20 protein-coding genes are annotated in these 21,479 nt (G+C 30.8%); 3 read left to right on the top strand and 17 right to left on the bottom strand.

What is annotated here, in order from left to right:
* Positions 1 to 186: 186 nt before the first annotated feature.
* Positions 187 to 1,089: a LysR family transcriptional regulator gene (locus E9099_RS16350; RefSeq protein WP_136584587.1), complete on the bottom strand. Its 903-nt coding sequence runs from the start codon at positions 1,087 to 1,089 to the stop codon at positions 187 to 189.
* Positions 1,090 to 1,182: 93 nt separating this feature from the next.
* On the opposite strand from E9099_RS16350, the gene E9099_RS16345 reads away from it, so the two are divergent.
* Positions 1,183 to 1,779 (top strand): NAD(P)H-dependent oxidoreductase, encoded by a 597-nt coding sequence (locus E9099_RS16345; protein WP_136584586.1) that lies wholly within the window; start codon positions 1,183 to 1,185, stop codon positions 1,777 to 1,779.
* A gap of 446 nt (positions 1,780 to 2,225) precedes the next feature.
* Here E9099_RS16345 and E9099_RS16340 read toward each other — a convergent pair whose 3' ends face one another.
* The 11 genes from E9099_RS16340 to E9099_RS16295 all read right to left on the bottom strand — a co-directional run bounded on the left by E9099_RS16340 (position 2,226) and on the right by E9099_RS16295 (position 14,655).
* Positions 2,226 to 4,751, bottom strand: a complete 2,526-nt coding sequence (locus E9099_RS16340) for a DEAD/DEAH box helicase (RefSeq protein ID WP_262710439.1) — start codon at positions 4,749 to 4,751, stop codon at positions 2,226 to 2,228.
* Positions 4,752 to 4,839: 88 nt separating this feature from the next.
* Positions 4,840 to 5,586 (bottom strand): hypothetical protein, encoded by a 747-nt coding sequence (locus E9099_RS19390; RefSeq protein ID WP_205961004.1) that lies wholly within the window; start codon positions 5,584 to 5,586, stop codon positions 4,840 to 4,842.
* Positions 5,583 to 6,413 carry a Hachiman antiphage defense system protein HamA gene (locus tag E9099_RS16335; RefSeq protein ID WP_136584585.1) on the bottom strand — a complete coding sequence of 277 codons (831 nt, stop codon included), beginning with the start codon at positions 6,411 to 6,413 and terminating at the stop codon, positions 5,583 to 5,585. Before E9099_RS16335 ends, E9099_RS19390 begins: the two co-directional genes overlap by 4 nt.
* Positions 6,414 to 6,849: 436 nt before the next feature.
* Positions 6,850 to 7,140 (bottom strand): putative quinol monooxygenase, encoded by a 291-nt coding sequence (locus E9099_RS16330; protein WP_136584584.1) that lies wholly within the window; start codon positions 7,138 to 7,140, stop codon positions 6,850 to 6,852.
* Between the two features lie 121 nt (positions 7,141 to 7,261).
* On the bottom strand, positions 7,262 to 7,738 hold the full coding sequence (locus E9099_RS16325) for a cupin domain-containing protein (RefSeq protein WP_136584583.1): 477 nt from the start codon (positions 7,736 to 7,738) through the stop codon (positions 7,262 to 7,264).
* A gap of 30 nt (positions 7,739 to 7,768) precedes the next feature.
* The gene (locus tag E9099_RS16320; RefSeq protein WP_136584582.1) at positions 7,769 to 8,776 is read right to left on the bottom strand and encodes a zinc-binding alcohol dehydrogenase family protein; all 1,008 of its coding nucleotides are present in this window, start codon (positions 8,774 to 8,776) and stop codon (positions 7,769 to 7,771) included.
* A 20-nt stretch (positions 8,777 to 8,796) separates the two neighbouring features.
* Positions 8,797 to 9,462 carry an oxygen-insensitive NAD(P)H-dependent nitroreductase NfsB gene (locus E9099_RS16315; RefSeq protein ID WP_055437197.1) on the bottom strand — a complete coding sequence of 222 codons (666 nt, stop codon included), beginning with the start codon at positions 9,460 to 9,462 and terminating at the stop codon, positions 8,797 to 8,799.
* Between the two features lie 256 nt (positions 9,463 to 9,718).
* Complete coding sequence (locus E9099_RS16310) at positions 9,719 to 10,348, bottom strand: alpha-ketoglutarate-dependent dioxygenase AlkB family protein (RefSeq protein ID WP_136584581.1); 630 nt, start codon at positions 10,346 to 10,348, stop codon at positions 9,719 to 9,721.
* 7 nt (positions 10,349 to 10,355) lie between these two features.
* Positions 10,356 to 11,861 carry a BCCT family transporter gene (locus tag E9099_RS16305; protein ID WP_136584580.1) on the bottom strand — a complete coding sequence of 502 codons (1,506 nt, stop codon included), beginning with the start codon at positions 11,859 to 11,861 and terminating at the stop codon, positions 10,356 to 10,358.
* Positions 11,862 to 11,975: 114 nt separating this feature from the next.
* Positions 11,976 to 12,731, bottom strand: coding sequence for an aspartate/glutamate racemase family protein (locus E9099_RS16300; RefSeq protein ID WP_240788913.1), 756 nt, complete (start codon positions 12,729 to 12,731; stop codon positions 11,976 to 11,978).
* Between the two features lie 106 nt (positions 12,732 to 12,837).
* Positions 12,838 to 14,655, bottom strand: a complete 1,818-nt coding sequence (locus tag E9099_RS16295) for a tail fiber domain-containing protein (RefSeq protein WP_136584579.1) — start codon at positions 14,653 to 14,655, stop codon at positions 12,838 to 12,840.
* A gap of 520 nt (positions 14,656 to 15,175) precedes the next feature.
* Here E9099_RS16295 and E9099_RS16290 point away from each other — a divergent pair.
* Positions 15,176 to 15,916 (top strand): hypothetical protein, encoded by a 741-nt coding sequence (locus tag E9099_RS16290; RefSeq protein ID WP_136584578.1) that lies wholly within the window; start codon positions 15,176 to 15,178, stop codon positions 15,914 to 15,916.
* A gap of 67 nt (positions 15,917 to 15,983) precedes the next feature.
* Here the strand turns inward: E9099_RS16290 and E9099_RS16285 are convergent, their stop codons facing one another.
* The 5 genes from E9099_RS16285 to E9099_RS16265 all read right to left on the bottom strand — a co-directional run bounded on the left by E9099_RS16285 (position 15,984) and on the right by E9099_RS16265 (position 19,852).
* Entirely contained in the window at positions 15,984 to 16,580 is a 597-nt protein-coding gene (locus tag E9099_RS16285; RefSeq protein WP_136584577.1) for a DUF6515 family protein, read from the bottom strand.
* 243 nt (positions 16,581 to 16,823) lie between these two features.
* Positions 16,824 to 17,123 carry a hypothetical protein gene (locus E9099_RS16280; RefSeq protein ID WP_136584576.1) on the bottom strand — a complete coding sequence of 100 codons (300 nt, stop codon included), beginning with the start codon at positions 17,121 to 17,123 and terminating at the stop codon, positions 16,824 to 16,826.
* 526 nt (positions 17,124 to 17,649) lie between these two features.
* Positions 17,650 to 17,949, bottom strand: a complete 300-nt coding sequence (locus E9099_RS16275; RefSeq protein WP_136584575.1) for a hypothetical protein — start codon at positions 17,947 to 17,949, stop codon at positions 17,650 to 17,652.
* Positions 17,950 to 18,079: 130 nt separating this feature from the next.
* On the bottom strand, positions 18,080 to 18,811 hold the full coding sequence (locus E9099_RS16270) for a LytR/AlgR family response regulator transcription factor (protein WP_205961003.1): 732 nt from the start codon (positions 18,809 to 18,811) through the stop codon (positions 18,080 to 18,082).
* A 3-nt stretch (positions 18,812 to 18,814) separates the two neighbouring features.
* Positions 18,815 to 19,852, bottom strand: a complete 1,038-nt coding sequence (locus E9099_RS16265; RefSeq protein ID WP_136584574.1) for a sensor histidine kinase — start codon at positions 19,850 to 19,852, stop codon at positions 18,815 to 18,817.
* Between the two features lie 565 nt (positions 19,853 to 20,417).
* Here E9099_RS16265 and E9099_RS16260 point away from each other — a divergent pair.
* Positions 20,418 to 21,392, top strand: a complete 975-nt coding sequence (locus E9099_RS16260; protein ID WP_136584573.1) for a bile acid:sodium symporter family protein — start codon at positions 20,418 to 20,420, stop codon at positions 21,390 to 21,392.
* Positions 21,393 to 21,479 lie beyond the last annotated feature (87 nt).

Genomic DNA, 21,479 nt, shown 5'->3' with positions numbered 1-21,479 from the left:
GATAATAAGCGGCTGCATTTTGTTTATACCAAATGAATTTCGAAATGATTGATAATAAATTTGAATTATTTTTTCTTAATATGAAATAGAAAATCTAATCATAGCCTTAGTTATGGTTCTATTTTATATTGAAATATTAAGGAAAAAGAAACGAATTTAATTTGTCATTTTGATGTTTATTTGGTATTACTTCATCTTTGCTGTAAATATATTTCGAAGCACCTCTAGTTCTTTCTTGTATTTCAAATCTGTTCTTGAGGCAAAATACAAGGTGTTTTCGGTTTTTACTTTTCCTTCCCAAACTAAATTGATCTCTTTATTCGAAATCTCCTTTTGACATAGAAAATCAGGCACTAATGCCAATCCGTTTTCATTAGATAAACATCGAATGATAGAAGTGATATTAGGCAAAATATAGTTGGGTTTAAAAGAAGGTTTTTTATTGAAATTCTCAAACCAAAAACGTCTAAAATGCTCCATTTCGTTGGAGGAACTATACCAACTATTTTTCAATAATTCTGCTTCTAAGGCATTCATATTATTAGCTTCGATGTGCTTTTTTATCTCGGTCGTATCCGTTTTATTTCCTGCAATGAGAATAATTCTTTCTTTCGAAAAAGGGACATACTCCACCAGCGATTTTTTATCATTTTGTTTTTTGGGCGTAATCACTAAATCTAAAATGCCATTATTCAAGTCTTTTATTAAATCGGTATGCGCACCAAATCGTGCCACTAGGTCAAAATCCAACTTCGGAATTTCGGGTTCAATAATCAGTTGGAACATCTCAGAACACATACCAATATTTATAGAAGGATTTGTTTCTTGAGTTGTTCTTTTAAAATGCTGTTCGGCAATTTCCAACTTGTTCAGCGATTCTATAATGTATTCGTATAAAAATTTTCCATCCTCCGTAGGAATCATTTTTCTGGAAGTGCGTTCAAATAATTTTTTTCCAACATAGACTTCTAAGGCATTCAAATGCACGCTAACACCAGGTTGAGATGAATATAAAGCAATTGACGCTTTAGTTAAAGTGCCGTTTTCATATACTTCTTTAAATGTTCTATACCATTCTAAATTGACCATAACTATTAATATTATAATACAAATGTATGATTTGTATTATTTTTACAATACAAAAAATCAACTTAATTTTGACCCATAATTAAACAAAGAAAGATGAAAAATATATTTATAATAAATGGAAGTCATCCATTTGCACATTCTGGAGGTCGATTTAACGAAACACTTTTCAATGATACAATGGGTTACTTTGATTCAAATGAGAATTTTGCTGTAAAATCTACTCAGGTTGGTGATGATTATGATGCAAAGGAAGAAGTAGAAAAATTTAAATGGGCAGATATCGTTATTTACCACACCCCAATTTGGTGGTTTCAGATTCCATTTGGTTTCAAAAAATATATCGATGAAGTTTTTACCGAAGGTCATCAAAACGGAATTTATAAAAGCGACGGAAGAAGCAGAACAAATCCAGATATCAACTACGGAACTGGTGGATTAATGCACGGAAAAAAATACATACTCACCACTAGTTGGAACGCACCCAAAACAGCTTTTACCTTAGAAAATGAGTTTTTCGATCAAAAAAGTGTTGATGAAGGGGTTATGTTTGGGTTTCACAGAATGAATGCTTTTACATGTATGGAATTGATAGGTACACACCATTTTCACGATATGGAAAAAAATGCAGATGTACCTCTGGAGTTAGAAAATTACAGTGGCTTTTTAAACAAAATTATTTTGAAGATGTAATTACTATGACTTTCTAAAAGTTGGTTTTTAGAAATATAAAACAACTTTTAGTATGCAATCGAGCGAAGCCGAAATCTATTATTGATTATTGGCTTCGCTCGATTTTGCAATTGTACTATGTTGTAAATCGGATGGATTTTAATTTAACTATTTTGTCGTTTTGCAAGAATGGCACATATACATACACAACGAGCATCCGCAATCAAGGTCATTGCGAGGAACGCGGCAATCACGTACAGTGCGTCACTTTTTATTTTGATGTTAAACGATTATAATTGGTGGTTTTTGTTGTCTAATAAAGTATTTCGCCAGTTTAATTGTCTATAAGAATGGGCGAAAAATCGGAGACATTTGCGCAGCGTTCACGATTGAATTGCCGTTTGAAATTGAATTGGGAATTATACTTTGCGGAGCGGTTTTTTTCCACAAACTGTTTACTTTTAAATTCATTCCTCAAATTTTAAATATGGGTTTAAATTAATCATTTTCCAAAGTCCATCACTTTCATCATAATCAAAAAAGACACCGTCAACATCATTTACAGAAGAGAAATCTATTTCAGAAGTATTTATATCTTCAATTAGTTTATAATCAGGACTTGCTAAATATTGTATTCCATTAATTTTCTTAGCAAATAAACGAGTAGTTATCTTGTGCTTATCAGGAAATGTAAAATTATGTACTGTCTGTAAAATACTAATTTCTCTTTTCGAAAATTTAGATAATAGCACAAGCCATTTAAATGCTCCTTCAGAAATCAAATCTTTATATTCTTCTAAACTATTGATTAAATCATTCTTATAAAATTTGATGCTTTTATCCCATAATTCATTGTCGTATAAACCACTAATTTCATAAGCTGAAGACCTTGACCTAATACCTGATTGATAAATTTTTACACTTACTAAATTTGGTAAACCGAGTTCAACTAGAATTGATAATTCCTCAATTGTTTCTGATTCTATGTCGAGTTCCTTGTTCTTTAATTTTTTTGAGATTCCATTTAAAACCCAAGGAAGACTATATGAATAATATTTTGTCACAATACTAGTTGCTTGCTCAAGAGGTGCTATCTCTGATAAAGGAATTGCCTTTAACCATTTTTCTCTTATTTCATCTTGATTTACACTTTCTATAAACTCTTCAGAAAGAACATTGATATCATTAATTTCGTTTTCAATATTTTTAAGTAGATTTATTTTATTATCAATATTATTTTCACCTGCTAAATACTCTCGAGTAATACTAATTAGTAACTCTAATTTTTCTTCGATTTGCAAGTCACTATTTAAAGGTATGCCTGATTTAATTATTGATTTCCATTTAGTTCTGTCTTCACCTACTTTTGCAACAATTCCTTTTGTTCTTGCCTTTAAAAACTGAATAACTTGTTCTCCCGTAATATCTTCGGATTGTTCAGCTTGAATATAAGCTAGAGAGTTTCTGAAATAATCATCTGTCCATTCGTAATCATTATTATCAAGACTATTAATGTCGTGTAATGATAATAACCCATCGTCAATCCAATCAAGTAAATTATTTGTTTCTTCGGAATCACTTTTAATCTCAGAGATATTATTGTCAGCTAATAATTCAATTAACTTCACGAAAGAAATATCATTTGATTCGGCTTCTCTTTTTAGATATTTAATTAACTCTAAGCATCCACTTTGGGCATTATCAATTTTTGCTTTGTCAAAGTAGTCGAATATTAGGTTTCTTTCCCAATTAATTTTTCTTAATTTTTTATTTACAGTATCTAATGCTACTAAAATCTTCCCTTCGTGGTCGACAAATGCTCTTCCAGCTCTTCCTGCAATATTCCAAAAATCTCTAGAAGTAATTAGATTTCCAGCTTGATATAATGTCGAGAATATTACTGTAGATACGCCTAAGTTAACGCCTTGACCTAAAGTTGAAGTTGCAATTATAACTCTAGGTTTTTCTTTACTCATTAACCTTTCAAGTGGTAATCTAACATCTGATAATAAATCAGCATTATGGCATAAGATACCTTTTCTAGCAAAATTTAACCATTCTGAGTCTTTACCATAAGATTCAATACAGGCTAGCTCAAACGCACTCCAATCATTTTGATTTTTAAATACAAAAGCTGTTTCATCAACCAAACATTTATCATATTCTCGTGCAATAGTAAAAACAGACCTTTTTTGTCCAACAAAGATTAAAACAGGACCGAAGGTTCTAAGTTTATAAGCTGTGCTAGCAATTGCTTGATTTTTTGTCTCAGGAAAATATCTTTTTCTAGTTTGTCTACCTATTAGTGGTTGTTCTATACTTTGTATAAATTTAGGGTTAAAAGAATTCCTTTCTGTATCAATACTTTTCCAGTTTAAATCAACAGAACTACCATTCCATTGAAGTACACCTAAACGTTCATCTGAAGGTCTCCAATTTTCTTTAAAAACGTTTTCCTTTGAGTCAGTAAGCCATTCTGCTAAATCTTCAGCATTAGGAAGAACCGCCGATAATAATAAAAATCTGCCAGTATTCTGTTTAATAAAATATCTTAACTCTTCGTAAAAAATTTCATTTACAATAAGTCGTTTATCTGCTCCAAGCAAATGACCTTCATCTATAACAACAAGTTTTATTTGATTCAGAATTTCATTGTTACCTCTAAGCATAGCTTTTGCTTTCTCTGGTGTTGCTATAATTACATCAGATTCGTCAATTACTTTCTCGTCAAGTTTACTAAATAAGCTACCACCATAAAGGTGTGATACGGATATTCCGATACTATGAAATATTTCGTCTAATGAATTTTCAATCTCATAAGCTAATGACCTAAATGGTGCGATATATAATACTTTACTTCCTTTGTTTTTTGAAATAGAGTCTAATATTGCTATTTCGGCAATTCTTGTTTTTCCGCTACTTGTTGGTATACTTACCACGCATCCATTATTTTCTTCGCCAATTACTTTATATAATGAATTACGTTGAGTTATGAATAATTCATATATCCCTCCATATTTTTTATACGTTAACGAATGAATATAATTGCGAGCTAGTCCATCACTAGTGTCAAAATATTTTTCAAGTGAATCCCATTAAAGATGCTTCTGAAATACCATCTGTTATTATTATCAATAATCGAACTACCCACCAAACATCAGGTTCGTTTTTAATCTCAGCAATTATTTTTAAATTTTTAAGATTGGTTTTGGCTAACTCTAAAAGATATTTATCTCCTGTGTAGAAATATTTAACGAAGTTATTTAAAGATTTTGCAATAGTTATTTCATAGATGTTTTTACTTGAATCTATCTCTTCATTATTTTCTGATAAATAGTCGTCAGTGTAAATGTCATTTACCATCATGCTATTTATTATCTCCTGAAGTTCTTGATAATTTCGACTTAGAAATAAGGAAATAATTTTTGAAATAACAGTATTATTTTCAATTTTCTTAATTAATATGAATGCTTTTGAGTATTGAAAACAAACGTAATAAGACAGAGCCGAAATAAGACCATAGTAATTGCCTAGATTAGTTTTAACTTCAGGTGAACCGTGAATGTTTTCTAATATTGAGGCTCCTTTTTCTAAAGGAAATATCCCATTTTTTAAATGTTCATTTTCAATAAATCTACATCCTAAATTAAGATAATAAAATGCGAGAAGATTTAACTTATCGTCTTTAATAGTGTATTTGGGAAAGTTATCTAGACTTTCTGCAGTATTATAAAGAATGTATCTAGCATTTGCTTGAGCAATTAGATTCTGAAGAGTCGAGTCTTTTTCAATTTTATCTAATTTTTCTTGAATTTGGTCAAATATCATAAAGTTGACGGATTAGCAATTAGTTCATTTGCTTTATCAAAAACAAGATTTATGAAATTTTCTGGATTTTGAATACCAATTGAAATAAAAATTAATTCTGGATTATCATTGTTAAGATTTCTCTCAACATTAGCAGATGTGTTTTGATTACTTAACAATAAACCAGTATAAATTAGTTGACCTTTATCCTTAATATCTTGCACAATAAAATCATCTAATTTCGAAGCCAATCCTTTATTGGTTTTAGCAATTTCTTGAACTAAAAAAGGATAGGATAAAGGCATTTTTTCTTTTTCTAAGGAAAACGAAATATCGTTTACGGCTGTTTTATCTGGAATTTTTCGAAATTTAGATTCTCCTAGATAAATTTTCAAATCATCTCCGCTTTCTTGTTGAAATAAGTCAACTAATAATGTGTCATCCCCTTTTATTGCTTGATCAACATTGGGGTTATATCTAAGTTTAAAAGCGTGTGTTAATTCCTTATTAAGTGTGCTTTGAATATATTCAATGAGTATAATTTCTGTTGCATTTCCTTTTTTTACTTTATCAACTATTGGTAATTTCCTGTTTTGTTCAGCGTATTTTGGAAAACCTAATTCTGCATATTTTTTCTTGAGTTGTTCTAGTCGAAAAGAATCGTAGTGATGGCTGATTATTTTTTTTGCCATCCATAAAATTAAATTTTCATTTTCTTCATTATTTATCTCAGTTAATTCTCTATGACATTTGGTAGCTGTAGCAGGAATGTCATTCGCTTTTAGCCAAGCTCCAAGAGGATGTTCTGCGTTTGGATGATTTCCAATTAAATCAGTTTGTTTAGTCATTTTATTGTATTTCTAAGCGTTGGCAAAAGCTAAGTTCTTTTATTTTGTGGGGCAGGGAGCTACAAAAGAGCTTGCCGTGCGGTAGAATATTCCTTTTTTCAGCTTGTATCTAACTCATTTATAAGTAACACAACTATAATACTTTACATATTACGCTAATGTAAGATAAAACAATAAAAAAATTACATATAAAATGTGCAAAGAAAAGTTATGTAAAAAAAACATTCCTCGCATACCCAAAACCCCTAGCCCAGATAGCAGTGAAAATCCTTTTGGAAAGGCGTTTTTCAGCCTTGCCAAAAGATTGTAACGAATAGCTGGAAATAGCTCCAAAAAAAAACTACTATCATCAAATTATAACCAAAAAAAAGAGCTTTTGGACCATGTATTCACATTGGTCGCAAAAGCTCCATTTTCAAATTAAATGGTGTCTTACTTATGCAAGCATAGTCATTTTATTGACTGCAAATTCGGCAATAGCATCTTTAGCCGCAGTTTGGAACGCTACATAATGAGGCGTTGCAGCGTGTACAGTAAGTGCCTCAGCATCTTTCCAGTTCTCATACATTGTAAATGTATTGGCGTCGTCATTGTCTTGAAGGCAGTTGTAGTTGATACAACCTGCTTCTTTAACACTACTGGCAACTAATTTTAGTAATTCGGTTTTAACCAATTCTCTATTTTCTTCTTTGGCTACAATTTTAGCCACAACAGTTATTTTGCTCATGATTTGTCTATTTTTAGTGTCACAAAATTACAGCTTTGAGATGGCTTTACTGCCTAATTTAACGTTCTCTTCTCTGTTAAATTAGGATTGAAAAGCCAACCAATCTGCTGAAATATGATCTCTATTTTTTAGTTTTTTTTAAATAGTCAGGAAGCTCTTTAGATAACCAATCTTGACGTACAGGCACGTGCACATCTAAATCTACAGTTTCTTCTAAAGCCCAAAATTCGTGTGGTACATTTTCAGGAAAAACAATCACTTCTCCTGCTCCAACTTCTACAAATGTTTCTTTACCATCAATAATAGTCTTGATTTTAACCTTACCAGACATGATGTAGGTGATCTGTTCGTTTGGGTGTTTATGCCAAGGAATATGTGCGTCTTTTTCTAAATTGAAAATCGTCATTTGTCCTTTTTGACCGTGAAACCATTTACGTTTAATTCCTTCACCGATAGTTTCTGATTCCATTTCATCAAAATTGAAATGTTGCACTTTTGATGTCGCTACAGAATCTATAGTATTTACTTGTGCATTTGCTGTATTGCTAACAAAAAATGCTGTTATAGCTACTGCTATTATAATTGATTTGAAATTCATTTTATGTATATAATATGTGTCTCATTGAGACTAAAATCCTTCTAAAACTATTTTACCTTTTGCTTTTCCTGTTTCTAAGAAAGCGTGTGCTTTACGCAAGTTTTTAGCATTAATAATTCCGAAGTTTTCACCTAAAGTGGTTCTAATGGTTCCGTTGTCTATTAATTGAGAAACGTTGTTTAAAATGTTATGTTGCTCAATCATATCTTCTGTTTGAAACATAGCACGCGTAAACATTAACTCGATGTGCGTAGATACTGCTTTCCCTTTAAAAGGCATCACATTCATCACTTTTGGATCATCAATAAAACCGAATTTCCCTTGTGGTTTAATCAACTTTACAATTTCATCTACGTGTTGTTCGGTAGCATTTAAACTTACCACATATTCTGGAGCAGGAAGGCTATATTTTTCAAACTCTTCGCTCAATTTGTTTCTGTGATTGATAACCGTATCGGCACCTAATTCTTTTAACCAATCTGTAGTTTCTTCACGAGAAGCAGTCGCAATAATGTTCAATTTTGTAAGCTTTTTAGCCAATTGAACCATTATAGAACCAACGCCTCCAGCTGCTCCTATTATTAAAATAGATTTATTGGCATCGTCTTTAGAAACCTCTAATCTATCAAATAACATTTCGTAAGCAGTAAGAGATGTTAATGGTAACGCAGCAGCTTCAACATACGATAAACTTGTTGGTTTTTTACCCACAATACGCTCATCTACCACCTGAAATTCTGCATAACTACCTTGACGTGTAAAATCACCAGCGTACCAAACTTCATCACCAACTTTAAATAAAGTAACATCTTCTCCAACTTCCTTTACAATACCTGTAGCATCCCAACCAATAATTTTCCAATCGTCACCTTCTACTGGCATTCCTGCACGTACTTTATAATCTGCAGGATTTACAGAAATAGCTTTAATTTCTACTAAAACGTCTCTTCCTGTTGCTTTCGGAGTCGCTATTTCTATGTCTTGTAGTGAATTTACATTGTCTATTGGTAAATTCTCTTTGTATCCTATTGCTTTCATCTGAATTAAAATTTTTGCAATTATATTACAGTGATAATTTCACTTTGTGGTAATCTAGATTTTGGTGTTTTATCAGTCGAATTAAAATCAGATGCTGCTCTATATCCTAAAGAAACAACGACTAAAGATGTAAATCCTTTTGCTCTTAATCCAAATTCTTCATCTAACGCTTTTACATCAATACCCTCCATTGGTGTTGCATCGATACCTAAACTTGCAACTCCTAATAAAAAGTTACCAATGTTAAGATATACCTGCTTTTCCATCCAATGTTGATAGTCTTTTAAATCATATTTATGAATGTCTCCAAAAGCGTTCATTCCACCGTACATTCCGTTTTTTATGTCTTCATTAGGGAATCTTCCGTCTTTATCCTGTACTTCTAAAAGGTGTTTAAAAAAAGTATCATCTGCACCTTCGCTTGTTTTTGAACAAAACAATACTACAGCTGATGCATTCGTTATTTTTGGTTCATTAAAATGAAAAAAGCCTTGAGTTCCTTTTGTCATACGTGCTTTACCTTCTGTAGTTTCAGCAACGATAAAATGCCAAGGTTGCAGGTTTATACTTGATGGACTCATTCGTAATAAGTTTTTAACTTGTGCCATATCTGCATCAGATATTTTCTTGGTTGTGTCGTATTCCTTCGTAGTATATCTCCAGTTTAATGTGTCTTGTAAATTCATTTTTATATGTTTTTTTAATTAACTATCATTTTTATAGTGACAAAAGTAAGTATAGTATTAAAACCTCACAATAACGGTCATAAATGATAGTACAAAAATAACTAGAAAATCAATCCAATTTAATGTAGAAAAACAGGGAATACCGCTATAATTAAAGGTAATTCCTAAAGTTTTCATAAAAAAGATAATAAGCAATTTCCAAACTGCAAAACGTACATTTAGTTTTAGTTACTCTTTTTTTAATACCATTTTAGTTTTATCCAACCCATCTAAAGGTCAAGTTTATTCGTGGTCTAATTTTTTTTGTTGTTTTCGGAATTTTATGCTTCCAATTATTTTGAGTAGCACCTTGCATTAGTAATAAACTACCATGTTTTAAAGGAATGTCTATGCGTTTTAAATCTTTACGCGTGGCGTGTTTTAGTTGAAAAGGTCTAGTTTCTCCAAAAGTAACGGAGCCGATAACCGTGTTTTTGCGTTGATTTACTTCATAATCCTGATGCCAATCTACGCTGTCTTTTCCATCTCTATAATAATTAAGCAAACAGCGCGTAAATTTGATGTCTACCTCCTGCTCTATGCGTTGTTTGATTTTTAATAGCTCCGCAGTCCAAGGACGTAGTTTTGTTGTTTTCCCAACATAGGCCACTTCTAAATCCGTATCGCCATACCAAGCTGTAAGTCTGGGTAAGTCTATTTGTTTACCGTAAATAGCCATTTGGTCTTGCTCCCAATTGGTGTTTTTTAAAAGGCTATTATACAATCTATCGCTTTCTTCTATAGAAAAGAAATTCTCAAATAAAGTAACAGCAGCACCAGGTAAATCAAATTCCGTTTTATGGACCTCGTTAGTCGAAAACAAATCTATTTGATTGAATGATTCCATAATTACCCTATTCTTTATTATTAACTTTTAGTCGGTTTTTTCTAAGATCTTTTACAAAAAAACCAAACATAATGATGATAAAAACCGAAAATGGTAAAGATGTTATAATTAACAAGCGTTGCACAGCTTCCAATACATTGACATTTGCCTTAATATTACCTAAAAGAATTAAGGCAATAGTTGCTAATAAGATAAAAACAGACCAGATGACACGATGCGTTTTATTTGGGTTTTTAGACCCTTTATCCGTAAACATACTTAGCACGAATACAGCAGAATCGACAGAAGTTATTAAAAAACTGATTAATAAAAATATAGAGGTTATATTTAAAAATGTTGCGAACGGATAGTGTTCAAAAAACACAAAAATAGATGAAAACACATTCCCGAATTGGTTATCGTAAGTGCCCCAAGCTTCAATTAAATGAAAAGCTGAAGATCCGAAAACAGAAAACCAAAAAAAAGTTCCCAAAGACGGAATAATTAAAACACCCAATAGTAATTGTCTTATGGTGCGTCCTTTAGAAATACGAGCTATAAATATACCTGTAAAAGGCGCCCAGGCTAACCAAAACGCCCAATAATAAAAAGTCCAACCGGTTAAAAATTCTAAACCTGGATTATAATTTCCAATAGCTAAACTCATTGGTATAAAGTCGATTATATAATGATAAGTAGATGTAAAAAACGCAATTAAAATACGTTTCATATCACTAGTAAAAAAGATAAACAACAAAATACCAAGGGTGACAATGATATTTAAATTAGAGAATATTTTAATCCCTTTATTAACACCTTGCCAAGCAGAATAACAAGCCACTGTAGAAATAAAGACACAAAGTAAAATTGTAGTAATCAATCCAAAATCTTGGTTTAACAGATGATTTAAGCCACCATTAATTTGCGTAGTTCCTAAACCGATTGCTGCTATTAACCCGAAAACAGTAGTAATAATAGTTATAACATCTACACTATTTTTTAGTGTATTACTTTTAACGCTGTCTTCTATAGTTGCACTAATTCTTACCTTCTTTTTATTGACATGTAATGCATAGCCAACAATTACTGCAAAAAGTCCATAAAAAGCCCACGCCGTAAGCCCCCATTGGTAAAACGTAAACTCTAAAGCTACTGTTTGCGCAGGTAAACTAGAGTTAAAAGGCGGGTTTTGCTGCATAAAAACAGGTTCTTGCACTGCTCTTAATAAAATACCAGATCCCATTCCTGCGCTATAAAGCATAGCAGTCCAAGACCATAAAGAGTACTCGGGATTAGATGATGGTTTTCCTAGTTTTATCCTTCCATATTTTGAAAAGGCAAGTAGTAAAAGCGCTATAACACATCCAAAACCTAAGTATAAATAAAAATATCCAAAATAATTGCGTACCCACAATGAAGCACTTTCAATAGCATTATAACTTGCTTCAGTAGCAAAAAACACAACTAAAGTGCATAGAAAAATGATACCTACCGAAATAGATAAAATGGAATGTTTTTGAATGTATTTAACCATTTATTGCGTTTTGCTTAAAACAAAAATAAGGATTAGAATATAAATCTAAATTAGAGTTAACGATTCACAAAAAAAGAAACGTATTTTACTGTGCATTCAAAGTTTATAAAGTATTTAAGCTATTAATTCCATTTTTTTAGATTCACGTATTAAAGCAGCAGCCAAAACGGTTGTTGCATCAATAATAAGACTATCCTCTATTTTTTCGTATTGGATTGCTAACGGAATCTCGGTACACCCTAAAATAACAGCTTGCGCGCCTTTTCTAGACAAATAAGTGGCTGCCATACCAAGGTTTTCTTTAGCTTTTTGATTTACAGGGTTAGAAAATGCTTTTATCCCGTAACTAGTGTCGTAAATAGAAGGATGCACAAATAAGTCTTGAATGTCTTCCGATGGTTGTATGACTTCAATATTATATTTAGCCAAGACTTCAGGATATACTTTTGCCAAAATAGTTCCTGTGGTACCTAAAACCCCCACTTTTGTGATTTCTGGATGTTTTGTAGAAATATACAAACCAACTTCTTCAATAAGATTAACCAAAACACAAGACTCAGGAATACTTTTTTCAATTAAACTTAAAATAGGTCGGGCATGTGCAGTATTACACGGAATAGCAATTATACTAGACCCACTAGCTATTAATGACGCAATAATTTCTGCAATAGCAATACCTGGATTTATTTCGGTTTCACCTAAAAGATATTTTGTGCGATCTATAATCTTATGTGGTACAGATAACATAGATACTGGTAAATGGTCTTGATCAGATAAGGCTTCTGTAAGATCGTAAACCTTTTTAATTAAGTCAATACCAGCGTAACTACCTACGCCACCAACTATCCCAATCATTTTGTTTGTCATCATAAGTTCTTCTTATAAATTATAAAAGAATAAGAGCTCAAATTAAAGGCGATAAATTGGTTTTTAATCTTAATGTTTTACTAATCTTTTTAAGAAAATTTAGAAGCTATTATTTTTGACTTAATAACAACTTTTTAATTTCTTTAAGCTCGTTTTCAAAAGCCAATTGCTTCTTTTTTAAGGCTTCGTTTTCAGATTTTAATAACTCAATTTCTGTAGATTGCTCTTGTATAGCTTTTACCATTGGCGCCATTAAATCGTTATACCTAACGCTTAGCATACCTTCAACATCTTCGGTTATAATACCATTTGTTTTGGCACTGCTATTTTTTAGAGTTTCTTGTAACTGTTGTGCAATAAAGCCATACTCTAATTTGTTTCTTTTATCGTTAGTCCTGAAATAAGACACAGGACGCAATTTATTAATAAAGTCTAATCCTAAATCGGAATCTTCTATGGTGTTTTTCCAACGTCTATCAGATGTTACAGACCATGCTACTTGCACTCCGGCATACGTTATTCCAATCCCACCTATGCGTACTTGATTATCTAATGTTGGGTCAGGCACAGAAGATAAATAACCTATTGCTGTGTTATTACTTCCTGTTGTTACGTTATCTAACGACCTATAACCAATACCTGTATTGTTACTACCTGTTGTATTTAACCTAAGCGCCTGGAAACCTACTGCTGCGTTATTATTCCCTTCCGTACTAAGGTTTAATGCATTATACCCTAAAGCCGTATTATAATCTCCAATGGTATTATTGGGCAGAGAAGTTTGCCCCATAGCACAGTTCCCTATTCCCGTTGAATTATCAAACAATGCGGCACCTCCTATCCCTATATTAAAATCACCTGAATCGTTAAACCTCAAACTACTTGATCCAATTCCTACGTTATTATTCCCTGTTAAATTACCTTGCATTGCACCCAAACCAATCGCAGCATTATTATTCCCCTCGGTATTATTTAGAAGTGAATTTATTCCAACAGCAGTATTACCACTACCCGAAATGTTACCATACAAGCTATTTACTCCATTTGCCGTGTTATTATCACCGCTTTCATTCTTGTAAAGCGCATTAATTCCTATGGCTGTATTACCATTTCCTGAAATATTACTAAAAAGCGAGCTAGTTCCTGACGCTGTATTATTAGCACCAGACTCATTACTATAAAGCGCACTTTGACCTAAAGCTGTATTATTACTACCTCCTAAATTTGAATACAATGCATTAGAACCAATACCTGTGTTACGAAGCCCTGTAGTATTAGCTGTAAGCGAATTTAAACCATTGGCAGCGTTATAACTACCGGTTGTATTTGAAGATAATGAATTTGCTCCGGTAGCTGTATTATAACTTCCTGTTGTATTTGAAGATAAAGCATCTGCACCTAACGCTGTATTTTCAAAACCATTAGCATTTACTTTTAAAGCATTTAAACCAACTGCTGTTACACGTCTTGCTATTACAACAGAAGCTATTGCGTTAATCCCGAATCCCGTATTGGATGCGTCTAAAACACCTGCAAAAACATTATTTCTTTTAAAAACTAAATCTTGATCATCTGTTGTACCAATAAAGTTTACTGCATCATCAATACCAGTATTACCTAGAATACCCCAAGCATTATCAACTATTTGTGAAGTGGCTAATTTAGACCACTCGGTTCCATTCCAATAATAGTAACCTGGAAATACATCTGCAATAGTAGCCGTATTATAAATCAATAAACTAGTTAATGGTGATGCAATTGTAGTAACATCTAATGTTGATGTTAAATCAATTCTTGGCACTAACACACCTTTATCAGTGCTAGTAATATCTAAAATAGATGATGGATCTGGAGAAACAGTGTTTATACCTACTTGAGAAAAAGAGCGGATAGCGCAAAAGAGTAATAAAAAGGTTAAGTTTTTCATTTGATTACAGTTTAATTTGGGTAAAACAAATTTAAACGATAAAAAATGTATTATATCGATTATATTGAAGCAAATAGTGTATTTCACCGAATTTAAAGAATCTACAACGAAAGGGATGTTAAATTCGTAATCAACTAGCAATTATACTCTAAAACTAAAAATAAGAGCAAATCACACCCAAAACCACACTGAATAACTAAGAAATTGATCCCATAAACAACTATAAAAATAAAACTAATTACTTTATTTATAAAAACCGAACGATTACACCCGTAACCATTTGGTAAACAGATGCTTTTCTGTTTAAACTAACGTCATAATTATTATTTACCCTTCCTACTATAAAAATAGAATAAAAACAATAGATACCACCGTAAATATCTAATAGAAAAAACCATTAATAGCGTTAGAATCTTTAAACAAAACTATATTATAAATTAATTCTAAATGTAATTATTCGAAATATATGAAAGTAAATAATTATATTTAATAAAACAAAACCCTATTCAACCTAACACGAATGTTTAAAGACAAATTAAAATCATTACTTTTTATAATAAAAATTAATGTTTTTGATATCTTATTTTTTGTTGCTTTTTTAACTGCTTTAGTTATGAGCATAACTTTAACAGTAAAAAAAGATTTGATTTATATAGCTCCTATAGTCATTATAACTCTAATTATAAAATATATAAGCATTACAAAAAAGAAAGCAGACCCTTTATTTTTATTAGCTCTATTCGCTTTTTTAGGGCTTAATTTTTTAAGTTTTTATTCTTTTAACAAATATTTTAATATCATAAGCCTTTTAACATCTGGATATCTAATTTTATTTACGCTGTTACTTAAAAAGTATCTAGTAAAAAGTAAATTAAAATCATTTCTGTCATTATCCGTCATTATAGGCTTCTTTCTTGTTACCTATATTATTTATTCAGTCGTAGATTTATTAATGGGCCACATTCCTAATAACAACATGGTTTTTGTCATCATATGCGCGTTATGTTTATTTATTTATGCTATTACTTTTGCTATAATATATATTAGTGATAATTATGCTAATGGTACGATTTTATTAACTTCAGGTGTTGCAACCATATTCAATTTAGGATTATCACCTATAAATGAATATTTTCTATACAGCCAAACGTTTACGGTTCTAATATTGATATGCCATTATATGTCACTTTATCTTTTTATGAAATTTATTTCTGAAACTAAAGTTATAAAAGCTAAAGATGTCAAACCAAATTATTTTTAATAAAAAAAAGGGTAATTATAAAATCACCCCTTTTCAACCATTAAAAATCAACCAAAATTCTAATAATTTAATCCATATCTATAATCCCTACAACTTCGTAAGCTCGTGTCCCATCTACCTGTACTTTCTCATATAAAACATTAGCATATTCATAATACGTCTGATCATTTAATATTACTTTTTCATAATCGCCTGGTAACTCATAAACAACAGTCCCAACCTCTGGATCTACAACTTCATATTCGTTATTTGTTTGTGTATAAAAGATACCATTTACGTTAAAATAGAAACGATTATTAAACTGCACTCTCTTATAATTTGTTGGTAATACTTTTATTCTAAACCCTACCTTTGGAGCTATAACAATATAATGTCCCCTAGACTGCGTATAATACTTATTATTTGCATAATAGTAATTTTGCCCTTTATGAGTAACTACAGACCTATTTGGTACATTCCTAACAGAAACCACTTTCTTTTTAGGCGTTTTATAAGTTACTTTATTACTTGATATTTTTTTATTGTTTTTTATCGCTACAGTGCGCTTTGTCGTTTTAGTTACTTCTTTTGTATTTGAAACATGCTTTTTTTGAGCTAATACTTGTGTTGTTAATGCTAATAAAAAAGCGACTGATAATACGTATGTTTTAATATGTGTTTTCATAATTATTTGTGTTTAATTTTAACTTCAATACTTTGTGACCCCGTATTGCCTCTATAGCTTAAAGATACAGGTATTAAAACTTTAAAAAAAGACAAATAGACCAATGCCCATATTGTATCTATTAAATAGCTGGTTTTACAGACCACATTTGTTCCAGCTTAAATACCTAATATAATTATGAGATAAAACAAGAAAAGGTATACTTTAGACTATGCTTTTCTTTAGACTAATTAAATAAAAATATTATTTCAATAAACTAGATAAACCTGTTAATTCGGTAATATCTAAACTTGAGTTTCTGTCAGCATCTAAACGCATAAAGTGTTCTGCTATAGATCCAATAGCTTCTGTAGTACTAATAGCTTTATCCTCATTAGAATCTAATAAACTAAAAAGGCTTACAATTTGTTGAACTGAAGAACTAGAGTTTAATGAACTTAATAATACTGTTGCTTTAGACAAATTTGATGTATCCATGTTTTTAACGCTATTGCAACTAAATAAACTTATAATTATAACTAGTGATAGTGTGACTTTTTTCATAATAATTTGAGGTTTTATGTTGTTACAAAGGTACTCCGAGCATTAGCTATTCTTAAAAATATTAGCCCAGTGAAACGCCCCAACCTTTCAAATACAAGAAGATATAGATGAATGGATAATTCTTTTCCTCAAAAGTGATTTATTCATTTACAAATTCAAGAAAAACAGAGACAAACTACTCAGAAATAATAATAATAATAATAATAATAATAATAATGTATTTGTTATTCATAATGACCTAACTACATTCTATAGCTTCATTCTTTTTTTTAAACAATAAAAGCACAAGCTAAACGTAAAAATTGAGTTCCCGAGAATTCTTCATGTAACGACCATGGCTTACTAAGACTAAAATAAGCCTTGAATTATCCTTTTACATCATTTTAATGCACCACTTTAGTTCTTCAAAATATATCACAGTAGAAAATGCTATACCTAGACTTCTTGTATTACTATTATAATTATGGCACAAAAAAAAAGTACACAATGAAGCATACCTTTTCTTTAGACTAATTTAATAAAAATATTATTTCAACAGACTCGATAATCCTGTTAATTCTGTAATATCTAAACTTGAGTTTCTGTCAGCATCTAAACGTGTAAAATGTTCTGCTATAGGTCCAATAGCTTCCGTAGAACTAATAGACCTATCTTCATTAGAATCTAATAAACTAAAAAGGCTTACAATTTGTTGAACTGAAGAACTTGAGTTTAATGAACTTAATAATACAGTTGCTTCTGATAAATTTGATGTACTTACGTTTTTAACGCTGTTACAACTAAATAAACTTATAATTATAACTAGTGATAGTGTGATTTTTTTCATAACAATTTGGGGTTTTATGTTGTTACAAAGGTACTCCGAGCATTAGCTATTAACAGAAATATTAGACCAACGAAACGCCCCAATCTTTCAAATGCAAGAAAACAAGGATGAATGGCCAGTATTTTTTACTTTAAAGTGAATTATTACTCACAAATTCCAAAAAAACAGGTTTATACTGCTCAGAAACCGTAATACGCTGGTTATTAATAATAATCTGACTACGCTCTATAACATCTATATTTTTAAGTGAAACAATAAATGAGCGATGTACTCGCATAAATTGAGATTCAGGAAGTTCTTCCTGAAGCGATTTTAAACTCATTAAAGTTAAAATAGGTTTAGGATTATCTTTTAACCATATTTTAATGTAATCCTTTAACCCTTCAAAATACAAAACATCAGCCAACTTAATACGCAATTGCTTATATTCTGATTTTACAAATAGGAATTCTTTTTCATTGGATACACTACTACTCTGCTGGTTTCCTTTTAGCAATTCAAACCAAGCATTTGCTTTATTTGCGGCAGCAAGAAACTCGGCATAATCAAAAGGTTTTAATAAATAATCTAAAGCTTCTACTTTAAAACCTTCTAAAGCATATTGGTCGAATGCTGTTGTGAAAATTACACGTGTTTCTTTTGGTAACATTTTAGAAAACTCAATACCAGTTAAATCTGGCATTTGTATGTCTAGAAATAATAAATCTACAGGTTCTGTTTTTATAAACTCCATAGCTTCAATAGCGTTACTACACTTCTTTTTCAGCTCTAGAAAAGGTGTTTTCTCTACATAACTTTCTACTAAATTAAGCGCCATAGGCTCATCGTCTACAATAACACAGGTTATTTTTATATTACTCATAATTTAGTGTGTTTCTATTTCTAATTGCGCAATATAACGCTCGTCTTTTACAAAGGTCTTAAAACTACTTTTATTTGGATACAATAATTCTAAACGTTTTTCGATATTAAGAAGTCCTATTCCAGAACCACTTTTATCATCTGTTTTTTTAGGAAAATTATCATTTACAATACTAAACAAAACTGTTTTATCATTACACGTCATATTTATATTAATCGTACTTGGTTTGCTTGCCGATACACCATGCTTAAAAGCATTTTCTATTAATGAGATAAATAATAAAGGTGCAATTTTAATTGTTGTTGCTTCCGAAGGAAAACTATAATTAACCACTGTTTTATCTGACACTCGTAACTTCATTAATTCGATATACTTTTTCATAAACTCGACTTCCTTAGATAACGCTATGGATTCTTCATTTGTTTCATATAACATGTAACGCATTAATTTACTTAAGCTATGAATCGAAGTCTTCGCTTGTTCTGGTGAAATATCTACCAAAGCATAAATATTATTCAACGAATTAAAAAAGAAGTGTGGTTGTAATTGGTAATGTAAATGTTGTAATTCTGATTTTAATTTAATGTTTGTCGCTTCTTTACGTTCAGCCTCTGTTCTTACCCATCTTTTTGTTGTTTTTATTGCTATTGAAAACAACAAAGGTGCCATATAAGACAGTACTCGAATGTATACAAACATTTTAAAAGGAGGTCCTTCACCTCCATTACTGTTAGAGCGTTTTTTTGCTAAATCTGAAAAATAAGTGTCTTCTATAAATTCTTTTAAGAATAAGAATATCATTATAATGACAGCATTAATAATAACAAATTGCACCATTTTTTTGGGAAACAGAAATGCATCTATTAATATAAAATAATTGAGATAAAATATAATTGCAGAAAATATTAATGGAATCCAAAAATGAGCCACTAGCCTATTTAAATCTTGTTCCTGTCCATAAGATAAAAAGTATGGCATACTAAATAGTACAATCCAAATTAATACGTGAGAAAAGGTTGTTATGTTTTTATTTTCATGCATTTGGTTATGATTTAAGTCTTGTTATAAAATCGAATAACACTAACAGAATTTATAATCAATGTTGTGTTAATTCCGCTTTCACAGAGCACTTCAAATATAAAACTAATTGTTATTTCTTTTTAACGTAATAGATGGTTTAGACTATTTACTATACCAATGTTAAGATTTTATCTATAGTAATTTTTATTTATTATAACGATAAAATGAAAATACACATTTATTAAAGATTAAAACCTATTTATTAAAATAGTAATCCCGGTATTAATTAAACAAACTACAAACATAGTCCGCTATTCAATTTAATGATCTCTTGCAGTTCTTGTTCCTTATAGCGATTTCTTTTCTTTTGCTTTTGTATATCACATATCTATATTAACATTAGTATTTTTGTTGGTGATATTTTTATAATTAATTTAATGAGATCTCAGGGATTACTACCAAAAGCAATATCTTCTGGAATGTCATTTAAAATTTAGCAACCTTTACTGATTATGATTGTAGCAGAATTAATATTTTCTACTACCTTAAACACCTAATTTAGCATATAGAAACAAAGAAAATAAACATGAAATTAAAGATTGATAAATTTGTCCTCTCTATTATTGGGACTATTCTAATAGCTTATTTTTTCCCACAATGGGGAGCACAAGAAAGTAAAATTCCTATCGACACGATTAGTGCGATAGGAATTTCGCTTATCTTCTTTTTCTACGGATTAAAATTAAACCCGACACAGTTAAAATCAGGTCTTAAAAATTGGAAATTACACCTTTTAGTACAAGGTGCTACTTTTTTAATGTTTCCGTTATTGGTTTTATTATTTAGACCATTACTTCAGAATGAAGAACAAGAAACCATTTGGTTAGCTTTCTTTTTCCTGGCAGCACTCCCCTCTACAGTATCATCGTCTGTTGTTATGGTGTCTATGGCAAAAGGAAATATACCTGCAGCTATTTTTAATGCAAGTATTTCTGGAATTATAGGAATTGCAATTACACCACTTTGGATGGGCTTGTTTGTAAATGATGCTCAAACCGATTTTGATTTTACAGATATCTATCTAAAACTGATTGTTCAAATTATTTTACCTGTAATTTTAGGGCTCTTATTACAACGTTTTTTAGGTGCTTTTGCTCACAAACACAGGAGTAAATTAACACTGTTTGATAAATCTATTATCTTATTAATAATCTATAAAAGTTTTGCAGAATCTTTTAATGATAATATTTTTAGTGCCGTCTCTCTTTTAGATTTAGGCATTATTTTTATTGGTGTGATTGTATTGTTTGGCATTGCTTTTTCACTAACAGGTTTTATCTCTAAAAAATTAAAATTGAATGCCGAAGATCAGATTACAGCACAGTTTTGTGGTACTAAAAAATCACTAGTACATGGTACTGTTTTTTCTAAGATATTATTCGGAAACATGGCATCGGTTGGTATTATTCTTTTGCCGCTCATGTTGTTTCATGCCACACAGATCTTAATTATTAGTATTGTCGCTTCTAAAAAAAGTAGAGCGCAAGTTCTTGAAAGTTAAATTTAAAAAGAGCAACCTTTTCATAAAATAAGTTCAGCAGTTATTTGTTATCCGAAAAAGTAGTTCTGATATTTGGCGATTGAAAAT

Origin of the sequence: Psychroserpens sp. NJDZ02, from assembly GCF_004843725.1 — a bacterium.
Taxonomy (GTDB): Bacteria; Bacteroidota; Bacteroidia; order Flavobacteriales; family Flavobacteriaceae; genus Olleya.
Note: the sequence above shows the minus strand (reverse complement) of the source record. Positions and strands in the feature narration are given on the sequence as shown.

Excerpts from the sequence above, each read along its gene's own strand:
- E9099_RS16320 (WP_136584582.1), bottom strand. The coding sequence starts at position 8,776 with ATGAAAGCAATAGGATACAAAGAGAATTTACCAATAGACAATGTAAAT.
- E9099_RS16275 (WP_136584575.1), bottom strand. The coding sequence starts at position 17,949 with ATGAAAAAAATCACACTATCACTAGTTATAATTATAAGTTTATTTAGT.
- E9099_RS16285 (WP_136584577.1), bottom strand. The coding sequence starts at position 16,580 with ATGAAAACACATATTAAAACATACGTATTATCAGTCGCTTTTTTATTA.
- E9099_RS16315 (WP_055437197.1), bottom strand. The coding sequence starts at position 9,462 with ATGAATTTACAAGACACATTAAACTGGAGATATACTACGAAGGAATAC.
- E9099_RS16295 (WP_136584579.1), bottom strand. The coding sequence starts at position 14,655 with ATGAAAAACTTAACCTTTTTATTACTCTTTTGCGCTATCCGCTCTTTT.
- E9099_RS16305 (WP_136584580.1), bottom strand. The coding sequence starts at position 11,861 with ATGGTTAAATACATTCAAAAACATTCCATTTTATCTATTTCGGTAGGT.
- E9099_RS16350 (WP_136584587.1), bottom strand. The coding sequence starts at position 1,089 with ATGGTCAATTTAGAATGGTATAGAACATTTAAAGAAGTATATGAAAAC.
- E9099_RS19390 (WP_205961004.1), bottom strand. The coding sequence starts at position 5,586 with ATGATATTTGACCAAATTCAAGAAAAATTAGATAAAATTGAAAAAGAC.
- E9099_RS16260 (WP_136584573.1), top strand. The coding sequence starts at position 20,418 with ATGAAATTAAAGATTGATAAATTTGTCCTCTCTATTATTGGGACTATT.
- E9099_RS16280 (WP_136584576.1), bottom strand. The coding sequence starts at position 17,123 with ATGAAAAAAGTCACACTATCACTAGTTATAATTATAAGTTTATTTAGT.
- E9099_RS16310 (WP_136584581.1), bottom strand. The coding sequence starts at position 10,348 with ATGGAATCATTCAATCAAATAGATTTGTTTTCGACTAACGAGGTCCAT.
- E9099_RS16265 (WP_136584574.1), bottom strand. The coding sequence starts at position 19,852 with ATGCATGAAAATAAAAACATAACAACCTTTTCTCACGTATTAATTTGG.
- E9099_RS16335 (WP_136584585.1), bottom strand. The coding sequence starts at position 6,413 with ATGACTAAACAAACTGATTTAATTGGAAATCATCCAAACGCAGAACAT.
- E9099_RS16290 (WP_136584578.1), top strand. The coding sequence starts at position 15,176 with ATGTTTAAAGACAAATTAAAATCATTACTTTTTATAATAAAAATTAAT.
- E9099_RS16270 (WP_205961003.1), bottom strand. The coding sequence starts at position 18,811 with ATGAGTAATATAAAAATAACCTGTGTTATTGTAGACGATGAGCCTATG.
- E9099_RS16300 (WP_240788913.1), bottom strand. The coding sequence starts at position 12,731 with ATGATGACAAACAAAATGATTGGGATAGTTGGTGGCGTAGGTAGTTAC.
- E9099_RS16325 (WP_136584583.1), bottom strand. The coding sequence starts at position 7,738 with ATGAATTTCAAATCAATTATAATAGCAGTAGCTATAACAGCATTTTTT.
- E9099_RS16345 (WP_136584586.1), top strand. The coding sequence starts at position 1,183 with ATGAAAAATATATTTATAATAAATGGAAGTCATCCATTTGCACATTCT.
- E9099_RS16330 (WP_136584584.1), bottom strand. The coding sequence starts at position 7,140 with ATGAGCAAAATAACTGTTGTGGCTAAAATTGTAGCCAAAGAAGAAAAT.